The sequence below is a fragment of the Nocardia yamanashiensis NBRC 100130 genome (assembly GCF_001613325.1).
Lineage (GTDB): Bacteria > Actinomycetota > Actinomycetes > Mycobacteriales > Mycobacteriaceae > Nocardia > Nocardia yamanashiensis.
On sequence record NZ_BDCD01000006.1, the window covers coordinates 113588 to 127926 of the forward strand.

The following is a 14339-nucleotide window of genomic DNA, read 5'->3' on the forward strand; positions in this document are numbered from 1 at the left end:
GCCCCGGAACACACCGCGTGGCGAGCGTGTCGAAACCGCCGATTGCTAGCGTCATGGCCATGACCACCACCTCCACCCGCCCCGGACTGACGCCTGCCGCCACCGAATTCGTCACCGAACGCCACCTGGCGACCCTCACCACCCTGCGCGCCAACGGCACCCCGCACGTGGTCGCGGTCGGGTTCACCTGGGATCCGGACGCGGGCGTGGTGCGCGTGATCGCCGATGGTGCGTCGGTAAAGGTCCGCAATGCGCGCCGCTCCGGATACGCGGCGGTCAGCCAAGTCGACGGTGCACGCTGGATCACCCTCGAGGGCAAGGCCACCGTGTTGGACGACCCGGCTTCGGTCGCCGAGGCCGAGGAGCGCTACGCCGGCCGTTACCGGCAGCCGCGGGAAAACCCGACCCGCGTGGTCATCGCCATCACCGTGGAGAAGGTCCTCTCCAGCAGCGGCTTCAAGCCCACCGCATCCTGACCCGGATGCGGAGTGGGCTGCCGGAATCGATTCGGTCCGGCTCCGGGCTACCCGTCGCCGACCGCTCGAAGAGATCCGGGATGATTCTGCGGTGATTCGTGTATTGGTCGCCGAGGATGTCCGCATCCTGCGCGAGGCGCTGATCGGCTTGCTCGAGCTCGAGGACGACCTCGAGGTGGTGGCCGGTGTGGAGTCCGGGGAGCAAGCCGTCGCCGCGGCGATGCGGCACGGGGTGGATGTGGCGGTGCTCGATATCGAGTTGCCGGGAATGGACGGTTTGCAGGCGGCCGAGTTGTTGCGGGATCGGCTGCCCACGTGCCGGGTGCTCATCCTGACCGGTGTCGGGCGGCCCGGGAATCTGCGCCGGGGTATCGCCGCCAAGGTCGCGGGGTTCATGCTCAAGGACGCGCGCCCACAGGATCTCGTCGATGCGATTCGCGTGGTGGCCCGAGGTGGGCGCGTGCTGGATCCGCAGCTGGCTTACGCGACGCTGGATGTGGCCGACAGTCCGCTCACCGAACGCGAGACCGATGTGCTGCGCGAGCTGGCCACCGGCGCCTCACCGCGCGAGGTCGGCGCCCGATTGCATTTGAGTTATGGCACGGTCCGGAACTATCTGGCGTCCGCGGTGACCAAGCTCGACGCCCGTAATCGAGTGGATGCGATCAATCTCGCGACCGGAGCCGGCTGGCTGTGAGCCGCGCGCTCACCTGGGCAGGGTGGCGGTGAGGGTGAACCGGTCCGAATCCCTCTGCGTCGCAAGGTTTCCACCGGATTCGGTGAGGCGGGCGGTCATATTGGTCAGGCCGGTGCCCTGACGTTCCGACGGGCCGGATGCCGCGCGATTATTGGTGATCTGCATCCGCATCGCATTATCGTCGGCCGTCACCCGGATCGAGGCCAGGTCCGCTTCGGAGTGGCGCACGATATTGGTGACCGCCTCGCGCAGGACGATCGCGAGTACCCGGCTGTCGGGGGTCTCCGGCGCGACATCGATGCCGACCTCGGCTCCGGTCGCCTCCAAAACCGAACGGGCACCGGCGATCTCCTCGGCCAAGGACAGGTCGGCGGGTCCGCGGGCGATCGATCGGACTTCCTCGAGCGCCCGGTCCGCCAGTCCCGCCAGCTGCCGCAGCTCGTCGACGGGTTCCGCGGGCGACCGGCGGGCGGCGAGCTCTGCTTTGAGAGTGAGCGCCGACAGTGTCTGCCCCAGCAAGTCGTGGACATCGCGGGCGACTCGGAGCCGTTCGGCCACGACGGCCATCCGCATTGCCTGCGCGCGCGTCCGATAGAGCTCTCGATTCACTTCGGGGATGCGGCACAACACGTAGACATAAGCGATGGTGACCACGGGCGTGACACTCCAGTAGATGCGCCACCCGAAATGAATGCCGGGCCACTGAAACGTCAACCCGGTCGTCACCACGGCGGCCACGACGAGTACCCACACCCACACCGCTCGGATCCGCACGACCACCGCGCCGAACATCAGCACGAACGGTGCGAAACTTGCGGCCGCGGGCCAGGGCGGGAGCACGATCGCGAGCCACACGACCACACCGTGCAACGCGAGCGTCCACGGCCAGGCTCGCGGCTCGGTATCGGCGGTACGGGGCGCGCCGTGATAGAGCTGAAGCGCGCCGGCGCCGATCATCAGGGTGATGATCAGCGCGAACCCACGGCGGTCGACGTGGAGCTGAACAAGATTCACCAATGTCATGGCACAGTGATCGAGCAAGAGAAACAGCAGGCACCACCACGCGAACCGAGCCCCCGAGGTCTGCCGCTGTGCGGGTGCGGGCGTCGGAATCGCGGTGCGCTGGGCATCGGCGACCGACCGGACGGTACCGAGCGCCTTCCTGCTCGCGTCAGCGACCCGAGTCAATTCCACCTCGGCAGATGGACGCCGGATCTCCCGGATGATCACCCCGAGCTCCGCGCCGAGGGTGTCCTGCAGCCGCGCCGCCGTATGCAGCTGTTCGGTGGCAACCGCGATGGCGGCCAGCTTCTCGCGTTCGCGGGCGGTTCGGCCGAGCTGCCGGACCAGATAGACCGCGGCGAAGAACGTCAGACCCACATTGAGGTCGACCACGACAGCGTTGGCTGCTTCGAACGGACCACCCAGTGCCCAGTTAACTGCGGTCTCGGCGATGACGACCGCACCGAACAGCGACCAGGCGAGCCGCGGCCGGAGCGTGAGCGCGATCGCGGCACCAAGCAGGCCCGCGACCGGACCCCACGCCGCGCCCAGCCAGAGATACGGCGCGAAGACCAATATCGCCTGCAGCCACAGCAATTCCTTCGGCCGCCACCGACCGGTGCTGATCAGACCCTGCACCGCGATAATCGCCACCAGGACAACGACTCCGAACACCGCGAAAGGCGAGGGGTCGAAGGCGCCTATCAGCGCGCCGCCGCGGGCCATCAGCTGCCCGAGCAGCATGACCACGACAAGTATCCATCCGGGCTGTCGGCCCACCGCTCGCCTCCAGCACCGGTCGTACGCATCACGCAGGAATGTGCATTTTGCACGGGCATTGCTGCATCGGACACTGCCGCTCAGCTACCTGCGCGGCGAACACTACTCATATGACGGAAATTCAGCCATTCAAGATCGACATCCCGCAGGCCGACATCGATGACCTGCGTGATCGCCTGCGCCGCACCCGATGGACCGGCGAGCTTCCCGGCCAGGGCTGGGACCGCGGCGTACCCGTGGACTACCTCCAGCAGCTCGCCGGTTATTGGGCCGACGGCTTCGACTGGCGCACCGCCGAAGCCGAACTGAACGAGCTCCCCCAGTTCACCACCGAAATCGACGGCCAGACAATCCATTTCGCGCACGTGCGATCGGACAACCCCGAGGCCGTTCCGCTGCTGCTCCTGCACGACTGGCCCGCCTCGTTCATGATCTTCCGCGAGGTCGTCGCACCGCTCTCGCGAGACTTCCACCTCGTGATTCCCAGCATCCCCGGCGTCGCGTTCTCCGGTCCGCTCGCCACCGCCGGCTGGCATGCCGGACGGATCGCCGCCGCGTTCATCGAACTCATGTCCCGTCTCGGGTACCAGCGGTACGGCGTGCAAGGGCAGGGCGGCGGCGCCTGGGACGCGGTGGAAATCGGACGGCAGGCGCACGAACGCGTTGTCGGCGTGCATGTCAACGGCCATGTCGCCTTCCCGATCGGGCAGGACGGCGAGATGGACGGCCTGACCGACGCCGAGATGGCGCGCCTGGGCAAACTGCAGCACTTCCGCGACGACATGATGGGCTTCGCCATCCAGCAGTCCACCCGCCCGCAGACCCTGGCCTACGGTCTGCATGATTCCCCGGTCGGTCAGCTCGCGTGGATCGTGGAGAAGTTCCGCGAATGGACCGACCCCGCCGTCGAACTGCCGGAGGACGCGATCGGCCGGGACAATCTGCTCGCCAATGTGTGCCTCTACTGGTTCACCGGCACCGCCGGATCATCGGCTGGCCTCTACTTCGACAACGCCCACAACCCCGACGCCTGGACCCCACGCGAACCCGGGATCGTGCCGACCGGAGTGGCCCTGGCTCCGACCGACATCACCATCCGCCGCTTCGCCGAACGCGATGCGCCCGTGACCCATTGGACCGAACTCGAAGCGGGCGGCAACTTCCTGCCGATGGAACAACCCGACCTCTTCGTCGCAGATGTGCGTGCGTTCTTCCGCAGCCTGGGCGCCATCGAATGACGCCGGACCCGGAGGGCCGCGCAACGGTCACTCCGTGGCTCATCGTGCCGGACACCGCGGCCTTCCTCGAATTCCTCACCGCCGTCTTCCGCGCCGCCGAACTCGTGCGCATCCTCGACGACGACGGCGCCGTCAGCCATGCGCAAGCCCGCATCGGCAACACGGTGGTGACCATGTTCGATCGCAAGCCGCAATGGTCACCCGCACCGCAGTTCCTACGGGTCGATATCGGCAACACCGAAGCCGTCTACAACAAGGCACTCGGCGCCGGGGCCCGCTCGATCACCGAACCCACCGCACTGGCCTTCGGCGAACTCGTCGCCCGCTTCGCCGATCCTTGGGACAACATCTGGTCGGTACATCAACGGCTCGAGAAAGTGACAGCGGAAACAATGGCCGGCCGCTGGCAGGACCCCGCCTACGCGCGCAATCTGCGCTACACCCGCGAGTCCCTGCACCGCGAACTCGACAGCGGCGCAACACAATCCCCGCTCAACTGAATTCGAGCCGGAGTTCAAGGGTGCCGACGCCCGCAGCGCCGACCACTGTGGTCGGCGCTGTATGGCCCACAACATGATCCGGCCGATACGATTAAGGCAATCGCCCGATAGCAGCTGGTCTCCCGGATCCTTAGCATCGAGCGTGTCGCGGGGAGAAACGCCCTGCATTTCACTCCCAGGATGGTCCACTGTGCGCTGGATACGATCGGGCGTCTTCGCCGATCCGCCGCTGGAACTCACAGACGCCGAACGCAAACGGGGCGAGCGGGCAGCTCAGAAAGCCGCTCGTGAGGCGAGGAAGTCCCTGGTAAGGACGAAGCGCTCCCAGTATCGGCGCTACCGGAAGTCGGCTGGCGACAAGTATCTGGACTGGCCGCGGTGGCGCATCGCCTACGTCGACGAATATCGACGCGGACCGCTCCCCGAGTCCACCAGGGGTGGCATCTCCCCAGGGGACAGTTTCATGGGGAGCTGACCTGCGGCCCGGCCGATGCGAAGTCATCCAGACCGTTGAGTCGTGTGTTCTGTGCAGCCCGGATCAACCAGCGCCCCGACTGTTGTACGAGTATCGCGGTGATGAGACCCCGGCGATCCTCGCCTACAGGAGAGCCCGGCAGGACGTGATCGGGCCACGCCCATACGGTGTGCACCAACATCACTCCGGGAGCGAGCGGCTGGATACCGACAACCGTTTGACTGTAGTTTTTCTTCTGCGCCAGAACGGATTCGGGCACATCCTCGTGCCCGCGCACATTCTCTTCCCTCGACCGCCACCACACGCCCCGATGGGTGATGAAGTCGCAGTCCTCGGTGAACAGCTCTCCTCACTCCCCCATCCTGTGCTGAACCCAGAGCTCGGTGTAGCGATCGAACAGTTCTCGGATCACCTCGGTGTCATCAGGCATGAATTGATCGTGAAACATCAACCATTGTTGAGGTCAAGCCGTCGGCCGGGGCCTTCTTGGCGGTCTCGCTAAGGACGCGTCCCGGGCGGTAGGAACCTCCATGGATGCGGTGGATTAATGCGTGCACATGCCGATTCCGGCACAGGGAGGCAGGGGTGGGGCTACCCGTCGACCAGCCGGAATATCTGGTCCGTCGCTCTGGTGTACCCCGCACGCGCAGCATCGGAAACGAGTAGGTCGGCCCGATCGGAGCGGACGAAGCCCAGAGTGAACGAGTCACCGATGTCGATGGAGAACAACGCCATTCCCGCCGCTCTGCTCCGGCGGGCGGCCTTGCGCAGGTACGGCGCGGCGGCGTCGGGGTCCGGCTCGGCGTAGTCGTCGCGAGGGTCGGGTTCCCAGGTGGCCAACGGGGACAAGAACAGTTGCCGCAGTCCTCGGTGGATCTGTTGTGCGCTGGCGCGCCAGTCGAATCCGGCGACGAGGGGCTCCAAGGCCCACAGGTTGCCGGTCAGTGCTGTAAGGAGGGCTTCGCGTGCCAGTTCGTGATTCGACCACGATGGCACATCGAGCCAGCGGGGATAGTCCGCGCGCACCTGCTCAGGGGAGTTGAGGGAATCAGATACCAGCGAAACCAACGAGAACGCCCAGCCCTCGTCCGGGGCGAGCGCGACAGCCATCGACATCAAGGCGTGTTCCGCCGACAGCGGCGGGGACAACGGCCGTGTGATGACGGGCTCTGACAACAGGTACCTCCGGAACAATCGCAACCTTGCAGCTCTACCGCAGCCTAGAGGCGAGAACGGACAGATGAGAATCAGGCGGCGGTGATACTACGACGTCCTGTCATACCGCATTTCGCGCTGACCGAACCGGCCAGCGCAGTACCCCGGAAGATCAATGGTGTGCGCGTTGCTCGGCCACCGGCCGGAATGTTTCCGCTCGGCATGTCCTGCGATGCGTGGAGCCGCGGTCTGCGCACGATAAGTCGTATGACCGGTTCCGACAAAGGCGACGGCGTGCGGCGGGGTGTACCGGCTGCGTGGTGGAAGCGTGTCGCCTGGAAGTTCTGGGTATTGCAGATCTTTGGCGTGCTCGGGTGGGTGGTGTTCGTGGCGGGGGTGGTCACAGCCATTCAGAACGGAGGGAATCTGCATGCTTACCAGGCGGAATCTCACCGGCAGATCGCGGCGAAGGTTACCGGGACGGTCATCCGTGAACGCCTGTCCCGGTTCTCGACCTATGAGCTGACTGCGACCGCGGCAGAGGGCACCTCCCGCATCGAGTTCCCGCGCGACAACCCGATCGTCCGCCGCGCACGCTCCGGTACGCCCGTCATGCTCGAACAATGGCGCGGGAGCACCGTTGCGGTGGGCGCCTTCGATATTCGGGTGCAGACCACCCGCTCGCCCGCCGTCGCATTGTTCCTGTCGCTGGGCTACGCGCTCGGTGGCGCGGGGTTCGGGTTGATGGGTGCGGCATTGTGGTGGCTCGAGCGCGACCGCACCCGCCACGCGCCACGTCGCGAAGCGGTCTGCGTTGCACTGGCTTTCCACGCGGCGGCGCTTCTCGCCGCTGCCCTGTTGCTGTTACGGGATCCCTTGCAGGAGAGCTGGTCCACGCCTTGGGGTCTGTTCGCGGCATCGGCAGGATGTGTCGCTGGTATCGGCCTTGGCCTGTGGCACTATCACCGGTCCCAGCAGAGCCCGCCACGCCATGGCAGGCACAGCGCAATGGAATGAACGCGTCGATACTCGTCGCAGGCTGAGCTAGCCGGCGAGTGCACCTCCTCAGCTGCGAAAATCCCCTGCCTTAGTCATCGGTCAGCGTGTCCGGATTCGTCCACGCGATGAACATCCGCTACCGCCGCTTTCGGCTTGAACTAGCCCGCCGCCGCATCTCTCGCGATGCGGCGCATCTGGTCGACAACATCGGGGCGAAGCTCGAAGATCGTGGTTTCCCACTGCTCGAGAACGTCGAAGAGATCGATCTCCAGCCCGCGCAGCGGACGATCCTTCGTGATGGCTTGTACTGCGGCGTTGAAGTCGCCCCAGAACCCGAAGACCGAAGTCCTTCCTTGAAGGAACGGTAGGGCCGCATCCCTGATTCGAGAGTCGACGGGTTCATTCATACGGGTGATCTTCGCACCCAGGATCATACTCGCAAACCCACTAACTTGCCGCTACCCGCGTGTGTCGAACCAGTCTGCGAGGAGCTCCCGCAGATCGACCCGCAGCGGCCATTCGAGCTGTCCGCAGCGTATGGGGGTTCGCTCGTGTGTTTGGAGCCCTCACCTCAGGGTGAGTATTAACTCAGGTGGATGACCATGACGCCGTTAGGGTGAGCAAGTAAAGCGACTGGGAAGGGGAGCCCATGGCCAAGCAGTTTCCGCATCTGGATGAATCCTTGCGGCAGTTCATCGAGGCGCAAGCGATGTTCTTCGTCGCTACGGCGCCTTCGCAGGGCGGGCGAGTCAACTTGTCGCCCAAGGGGTACCAGGACACCTTCGCGGTACTCGACGATCACACTGTCGCCTACCTGGATCTGTTCGGCAGTGGTGTGGAGACGATCTCGCACCTACGCGAGAATGGCCGTATCACGATCATGTTGAGCTCGTTCACGCGCAACTCCCGGATTCTGCGGTTGTTCGGCTCAGGGCGTGTCGTGCGACCCGACGGCCCCGAATTCCTTGAGCTACGAACGCATTTCGGACTCGACCATCCGGGGATCCGCGCGGTCATCGTCGTCCACCTCGAGCGCATCGCCGACTCGTGTGGGTACTCCGTTCCCTATTACGAGCTCGTCGGCGAACGGCCAGTCCTCGACGCCCATCACGCCAGGCAGCCAGAGGAGAAGTTCGCGGGGCGGATCGCCGGAGACAACGGACACAGCATCGATGGCCTTCCCGCGCTGGATCCGGATCATCCGGTGCCGTCCCACGTGCCTCGCTAGGAACCATCGGAGCGCATCTTCCGGCTGCCCCTTCAGCATCTAGCCAGAACGTCGAACAGGCTTGCACCGCAACGGAAACCGGACAAGTCAGTGGTCTGCGCAATGATGTTTGCCATGAACGCAGGACTACTTACCGACGTCTGGCGACAGCTGCTCGCCGATCCCCGCAAGTCGTGGGTGCTTTTCGAGCACGGCACCTGTGTCGTGCTCACCGCTCCGGATGGGGATCTGGCCGAGCAAGCCACCACGATCCTGGCGGAGTTCGGCCCGGCTCGTGCCGGATCGGCGGCGGGCGATTTCGGCGTGATCAATCCCAAGGATGTGGAGGGATGGGTGGTCACCGGGCACCACAACGATGTCCTCACCTACGTCGGTCCCGATGAGCCTCGCGATTCTTCGCAGATTGCAGTCGGGCTGTGCGGTCGTACCAAGCGTCATCAGGACGGCACCGAGCTGCACGTCGTCCATGTCGAGGATGGGCGGCCGAATATCACCGATCCGAAGGACGAATGATGGCTCGGGAGCGCCGGGTGAGCGCGGACCGGGCCGCGCTGGCCGGCCTCGCGGATGTGCTGTCGTGCATCGGGCCGACCTGCGGTGACACCATCGACTGGAGTTCCTGCGCAATCTCTTTCCCGGCCGACTACCGGGCCTTCGTGACCGCCTTCGGCGACGGCTCGATCGAGGACATCGTCAGCATTCTCGTCCCTGCTGCCACCTCGGCCCAGTCGCACGCCCCTACGCTCGCCAGGATGTCGGACGCAGCGGCCGATTGGGAGGACCCACTCCGTTGGGAGTGCGAGTGGGCTCCGGCGGACCGGGGACGGTATCGGCGGGAGGACCTGCTCATCTGGGGTGGAACCTGTACCGGTGACACGCTGTGCTGGGTCACGACCGACCCGGACCCGGATCGATGGCCGGTCGCGGTCTACGCGCGAGGGCGGCTCGAGTGGGCGGTGTATCCGTGCGGCATGGCCGAGTTCCTGGTGAAGCTGCTGCGCAACGAGTGGCCACGGAACCCGATCAGCGATGATTCGTTCGAAAGCCTTGTGGCCCCGCGCTTTCAACACGAGAAGGACGAGTCGGCCGCCTATGTGGCGGGGGTAGATCCCTGGGAGCCGGTCAGTCGGTGAGGATCTGCTCGATCCCTTCCCGGTAGGTGGTGACCTGGAAGTCGGGGAAGCGGGTCGTGAACTTCGCGCTGTCGAAGATGTTGTCGTCGCGGTAACGGTCGAGCAGTTCGTACATTTCGTCGAGTGTCTTGACGATGTGTCGTCCGAGGCGGAAAGCGAGCATCGGCAGCACCGTGTAGCCGATCGTGCGGCCGGTGATCTCGCCGGCGCTCTCGATGAGCTGGGCGTAGGACTGCCGGTTCGGATCGACCGGCAGGTGCCAGGTCTGGCCGTAGGCATCGGGGGTGTTGCCCAGCCGGGCCAGTGCCCGGCTGGCGTCGGGGGTCCAGATCAGGGAGCGAACGGCGTGGGCATTGACTGGGACGAATGGCCGCTGGCCTGCTGCGATCCGGTCGAACACCAGTGAATTCGTGTAGCTCTTGGTCGAGCCGGGCCCGTAGAACTCGGGGGCGCGGCCGATGAGGCCCTGTACCCGGCCGGTCTGTATGGCCTCGAGCAGCATGGTGGCGATCTCGGCGCGCACCCGTCCCTTGCGACCGCCCGGCGCGAAGGCTGTCGACTCGGTCTGGGGCGCCGCCGTCGCTGGGTACATGTAGGTGTTGTCGAAGAAGACGAGCTTGGTCCCGTGTTCGGCGCAGGCGTCGATGACGTTGCGCATGATGACGGGGAATTGACGCTCCCACAGCTGCGAGTCCAGGGGCAGTCCGACGGTGAGGTAGGCGATCTCGCTGCCCGCGACGGCACGGCGGGTGGCCTCGGCATCGGTGAGGTCCGCGGCCACGAGTTCGTCGGTGTCATGGACCCGCGATGGGTTGCGGCTGACGAGCCGAATGTCCTTGGTGTAGTTGCGGTGGAGCTCGTTGACGAGCTCGTCGGCGATCGGTCCACCGGCGCCGAGGACGGTCTGCATGGGGTCTCCTCGAGGTGGCGAGGTCAGGTCACACCTGAAGTGCGATATGTTTACAGTGCTAACACAGCGTAGAAGGAGCAAGTGATCGGTGTCAACATTGGAGAAGAGTGGCTACCATCACGGCGACCTGCGGGCAGCGCTGGTGTCGGCCGCGATGGAAATGCTCGAGGCCGGCGAGCCCTTCTCGTTGCGCGCGATCGCCCGCAAGGCCGGCGTGTCACAGACGGCGCCGTACCGCCACTTCAAGGACCGCGACGCGCTGGAGTCCGCGCTGGCGGCCGAGGGCTTCCGCGACCTGCTGGCAAGCCTGGGCGACGGGCGTAACCCGCCCGCCTCGCTGCAGGACCTGGCCGAGTTCGCGGTCGCCTATGTCGCTTTCGCGCTGCGGCGGCCGGCTCTGTTCCGGGTGATGTTCGGCAAGCCGTGTGACGATGCCGACGACGAGCGAGTCAGGGCGGCCGGCGCTCTGCACGAGCTGCTGACCGTCGCGCTCGGCCGGGTTTTTCCCGACGCGGACGCCCCGGCCTTGGCGTCGGCCGGCTGGGGACTCGCACATGGGCTGGCCTGCCTGTATCTCGACGGCAAGCTGCACGCGACGTCGAGCGAGGAGGTGGCCGAGCATGTCCGCAGCGCCTTCCTCGCGATCGCGTCGGTCGGCTCCTGATCGAGCCAGGCGCTCCCGAATATGCAGTGTTGACAGTGCTCACATGCCATGCAATCCTCGATGTTGACGCCGAATACATCAGAGGGGATAGCCGATGGCATCAACCGGCAAGTTGTCCGACCGGACCGTGGAAGTCGAGCTCGGAGGTCGTCTGGTCACCGTTCCCGAAGGTGGCCTCTACGACCGGTTTCGGATGAACACCGACCTCGACGAAATCGCGCGAGACCCAAGGGTCGGTAGCGTCGATTTCTTCCGCCGGATGCCGAAGACTCGCGTGGATTCCCGTATCGGCCCCACGCTGACGCCGAACTTCTACTACCGCATCTCCACGGCCCGGCTCACGATGCTCGCGCCGAGCAAAGCGATCCGGTCGCGCCTGCCCGAGGAACTGGATCCACTAGAGATCGTCCCGGGGCTGGGGATCGTGTCGGTGATGGCGTTCCGTTACGACGTGTGCGACATCGACTTCTACACCGAGGCCGCCGTCGGCATCGCCGTGAAGCCGGCGCGGCACGGCCGGGGCCTGGGCCTGTTCGACCTGGTCACCGGGCTGAAGAACGATTCCCTGCACTCCTATGTGCTCGCGCTGCCGGTCAGCACCGAGATCGCGCAGGTGCGCGGCCACGACGGCTACGGCTTCCCCAAGTGGGTCACCCGGCTCGACGTCGACATCGACACCGAGCGCACCTCCGCCCGGATCTCCAACGATCAGGGCGGCCTTGACCTCGACCTCTGGGCGCCCACCCCGAAACAGACCGCGCAGCCTACCGGCGCGCACGTCTCGACCCTGACCTCCTACACCACGATCGACGGTGCCTGGCACGCCACGACCAGCCAGATCAACATGCTCTCCGCGGGCACCACGCGATTGCCCCGCGGCCTGAACCTCCAGCTCGGTGAGGGCCGGATGAGCGAGAGCCTGCGCGCACTGAAACCGATCCGGACGATCCAGCTCGACGTCACCACCGAGGGCCAGCTGGCACTGCACATGCCGGTGCCCACCTCCGTCCCGGATCGCAGCTGAGGGCTGCCCAACACGAGGGCCCACCACACCGCCGTTCGCCCCCGAATGAAGGAGGATCAGGCAATGACCAAACGTGTGCTCCACGTCGTCACCAATGTCGGTCATTACGACGACCCATCCCACCCCACCGGCCTGTGGCTCTCCGAACTCACCCACGCCTGGCACGAATTCGACAAAGCAGGCTTCGAGCAGACCCTGGTCAGCCCGGCCGGCGGACCCTCCCCGCTCGAGCCGCGAGCACTGAAATTCCCCAACTACGACAAGACCGCCAAGGCCTGGCGCGCCGACCCCGCGAAAATGGAGCTGCTCGCGACCACCAACAGCCCCGAGGAAATCGACTCCGCCGACTTCGACGCCATCTACTTCACCGGCGGCCACGCCGTGATGTACGACTTCCCCGATTCCGAAGGGCTGCAACGCATCACCCGCGAAATCTACGAGCGTGGTGACATCGTGTCCTCGGTCTGCCATGGCTATTGCGGACTGCTCAACACACAGCTGTCCGACGGCTCCTATCTCATCGCGGGCAAGCACATGACCGGCTTCGCCTGGCAAGAGGAAGTGCTCGCCCGCGTCGACAAGCTGGTGCCCTACAACGCCGAGGAACGCGCCAAGCAACGCGGCGCGCTCTACGAGAAAGCGCTACTCCCGTTCGTGTCCTACACAGCCGTCGACGGCAACCTCATCACCGGCCAGAACCCAGGCTCGGCCAAGGCCACAGCCAGGAAGGTCGTCGAGGCCCTAGCGGGCGGGGCATGACTCGATCATGGCCGGGTTGCCGAAGCCGGCGAAACGAAACCGCCCCACCGCTGAACGATGCTCAGCGGTGGGGCGTTTGGCGGTGAGACGCTTCAAGGTTCGGCGGAATGACGAACCGAAGTACTCGCCGGGGTCAGAGGCGGGTGAGGCCGTGGGGCCGCTTGTTCATGGATTCGCAGCCGTCCGCGGTGACGACGACGATGTCCTCGATGCGGGCACCCCACTGGCCGGGGAAGTAGATGCCAGGTTCGATGCTGAACGCCATGCCGGGTTCCAGGACCAGGTCGTTGCCCGCGACGATGTAGGGCTCTTCGTGAACCGAGAGGCCGATGCCGTGGCCGGTGCGGTGGACGAAGTATTCGCCGAGGCCGGCGGCGGCGAGCACGTCGCGGGCGGCGGCGTCGACGGATTCGGCGGTGACGCCGGGCTTGGCGGCAGCGACGGCGGCGGCTTGGGCGCGTTCCAGGAGAGCGATCTGGTCGGCGATTTCCTCTTCGGGTTCACCGAGCACGTAGGTGCGAGTGGAGTCGGAGTAGTAGCCGGGTTCGACGGGGCCGCCGATGTCGATGACGACGACATCGTTGGGTTCGATGACCCGCTGGGAGACCTCGTGGTGCGGGTCGGCGCCGTGCGGTCCGCTGCCGACGATCACGAAAGCGGCTGCGGTGTGGCCTTCTTCGATGATGGCGGCGGCGATATCGGCCGCCACTTCGGCCTCGGTGCGGCCGGGGCGCAGCCATTCACCCATGCGGGCGTGCACGCGGTCGATGGCGGCACCCGCGCGACGCAGCGCGTCGATCTCGCTGTCGTCCTTGAGCATTCGCAACTCGCGCAGCACCGGCGTCGCCGAGATGGGCAGTGCGCCAAGGTGATCGGCGATGGGCAGCAGGTGCAGGGCGGGCATGGCGTCGTCGACGGCGGTGCGCGCGCCCGCGTTCAGGATGCTCTTGACGATGCGGTAGGGGTCCACGCCGTCGACCCAGTCGACCACCTGCAGGCCGAGTTCACCGGCCGCGGAATCCTTCAGCGAGGCCAGTTCCAGTTTCGGGATCACCACCGACGGGGTCTCCCCGCTGGCCGGGATCACCAGGCAGGTGAGCCGTTCGAAGGATTGTGCTCGCGAACCGATCAGATACCGCAGATCCGGTCCGGGGGTGATGAGCAGTGCGTCCAGGTGGGCCTCGCGGGCGAGTTCCGCCGCCCGCTCCAACCGCGCCCCGTAGATCCGTGCCGCGAACCGTGACTCGTCATGAGAGCTCATGTCGATCCAACCTACCTGTTCGGGCAAACCACGTGCAG

General features: G+C 65.9%; 17 protein-coding genes. 11 read left to right on the plus strand and 6 right to left on the minus strand.

The annotated features are described in order from the left end of the window. Window positions 1-59 precede the first annotated feature (59 nt). Entirely contained in the window at window positions 60-476 is a 417-nt protein-coding gene (locus NY1_RS06450) for a PPOX class F420-dependent oxidoreductase (RefSeq protein WP_067709529.1), read from the plus strand. 91 nt (window positions 477-567) lie between these two features. Beyond that, on the plus strand, window positions 568-1173 hold the full coding sequence (locus tag NY1_RS06455; RefSeq protein WP_067709436.1) for a response regulator transcription factor: 606 nt from the start codon (window positions 568-570) through the stop codon (window positions 1171-1173). A 9-nt stretch (window positions 1174-1182) separates the two neighbouring features. Here NY1_RS06455 and NY1_RS06460 read toward each other — a convergent pair whose 3' ends face one another. Next, window positions 1183-2955 (minus strand): sensor histidine kinase, encoded by a 1773-nt coding sequence (locus NY1_RS06460; RefSeq protein ID WP_157762077.1) that lies wholly within the window; start codon window positions 2953-2955, stop codon window positions 1183-1185. A gap of 110 nt (window positions 2956-3065) precedes the next feature. On the opposite strand from NY1_RS06460, the gene NY1_RS06465 reads away from it, so the two are divergent. Next, on the plus strand, window positions 3066-4193 hold the full coding sequence (locus NY1_RS06465; RefSeq protein ID WP_067709440.1) for an epoxide hydrolase family protein: 1128 nt from the start codon (window positions 3066-3068) through the stop codon (window positions 4191-4193). After that, entirely contained in the window at window positions 4190-4693 is a 504-nt protein-coding gene (locus tag NY1_RS06470) for a VOC family protein (RefSeq protein ID WP_067709442.1), read from the plus strand. Before NY1_RS06465 ends, NY1_RS06470 begins: the two co-directional genes overlap by 4 nt. Before the next feature lie 461 nt (window positions 4694-5154). On the opposite strand, the gene NY1_RS41765 is transcribed toward NY1_RS06470, so the two are convergent. Both NY1_RS41765 and NY1_RS06475 read right to left on the minus strand, forming a co-directional pair. Then, window positions 5155-5511: an SgcJ/EcaC family oxidoreductase gene (locus NY1_RS41765; protein WP_267888394.1), complete on the minus strand. Its 357-nt coding sequence runs from the start codon at window positions 5509-5511 to the stop codon at window positions 5155-5157. A 248-nt stretch (window positions 5512-5759) separates the two neighbouring features. Continuing rightward, window positions 5760-6344 carry a DUF6630 family protein gene (locus NY1_RS06475; RefSeq protein WP_157762078.1) on the minus strand — a complete coding sequence of 195 codons (585 nt, stop codon included), beginning with the start codon at window positions 6342-6344 and terminating at the stop codon, window positions 5760-5762. Between the two features lie 246 nt (window positions 6345-6590). On the opposite strand from NY1_RS06475, the gene NY1_RS06480 reads away from it, so the two are divergent. Further along, window positions 6591-7340, plus strand: a complete 750-nt coding sequence (locus NY1_RS06480; protein WP_067709446.1) for a hypothetical protein — start codon at window positions 6591-6593, stop codon at window positions 7338-7340. 140 nt (window positions 7341-7480) lie between these two features. On the opposite strand, the gene NY1_RS06485 is transcribed toward NY1_RS06480, so the two are convergent. After that, window positions 7481-7729, minus strand: a complete 249-nt coding sequence (locus NY1_RS06485) for a hypothetical protein (RefSeq protein WP_169815312.1) — start codon at window positions 7727-7729, stop codon at window positions 7481-7483. Between the two features lie 242 nt (window positions 7730-7971). Here NY1_RS06485 and NY1_RS06490 point away from each other — a divergent pair, with 242 nt between their 5' ends. The 3 genes from NY1_RS06490 to NY1_RS06500 all read left to right on the plus strand — a co-directional run bounded on the left by NY1_RS06490 (window position 7972) and on the right by NY1_RS06500 (window position 9683). Then, window positions 7972-8550: a pyridoxamine 5'-phosphate oxidase family protein gene (locus NY1_RS06490; protein ID WP_067709450.1), complete on the plus strand. Its 579-nt coding sequence runs from the start codon at window positions 7972-7974 to the stop codon at window positions 8548-8550. A gap of 114 nt (window positions 8551-8664) precedes the next feature. After that, complete coding sequence (locus NY1_RS06495) at window positions 8665-9063, plus strand: hypothetical protein (protein WP_218028321.1); 399 nt, start codon at window positions 8665-8667, stop codon at window positions 9061-9063. 17 nt (window positions 9064-9080) lie between these two features. Continuing rightward, complete coding sequence (locus NY1_RS06500; protein WP_157762079.1) at window positions 9081-9683, plus strand: hypothetical protein; 603 nt, start codon at window positions 9081-9083, stop codon at window positions 9681-9683. On the opposite strand, the gene NY1_RS06505 is transcribed toward NY1_RS06500, so the two are convergent. Then, window positions 9673-10593, minus strand: coding sequence for an NAD-dependent epimerase/dehydratase family protein (locus NY1_RS06505; protein ID WP_067709452.1), 921 nt, complete (start codon window positions 10591-10593; stop codon window positions 9673-9675). The genes NY1_RS06500 and NY1_RS06505 overlap by 11 nt on opposite strands. Window positions 10594-10681: 88 nt before the next feature. Between NY1_RS06505 and NY1_RS06510 the strand changes: the two genes are divergently transcribed. From NY1_RS06510 to NY1_RS06520, 3 genes are all read left to right on the plus strand, one after another. Continuing rightward, complete coding sequence (locus NY1_RS06510; protein ID WP_067709454.1) at window positions 10682-11257, plus strand: TetR/AcrR family transcriptional regulator; 576 nt, start codon at window positions 10682-10684, stop codon at window positions 11255-11257. A 94-nt stretch (window positions 11258-11351) separates the two neighbouring features. Further along, window positions 11352-12281, plus strand: a complete 930-nt coding sequence (locus NY1_RS06515) for an acetoacetate decarboxylase family protein (protein WP_067709456.1) — start codon at window positions 11352-11354, stop codon at window positions 12279-12281. 63 nt (window positions 12282-12344) lie between these two features. After that, window positions 12345-13040, plus strand: a complete 696-nt coding sequence (locus NY1_RS06520; RefSeq protein WP_067709458.1) for a type 1 glutamine amidotransferase domain-containing protein — start codon at window positions 12345-12347, stop codon at window positions 13038-13040. Window positions 13041-13173: 133 nt separating this feature from the next. Here the strand turns inward: NY1_RS06520 and NY1_RS06525 are convergent, their stop codons facing one another. After that, entirely contained in the window at window positions 13174-14301 is a 1128-nt protein-coding gene (locus tag NY1_RS06525; protein WP_067709460.1) for a M24 family metallopeptidase, read from the minus strand. Window positions 14302-14339: the final 38 nt, after the last annotated feature.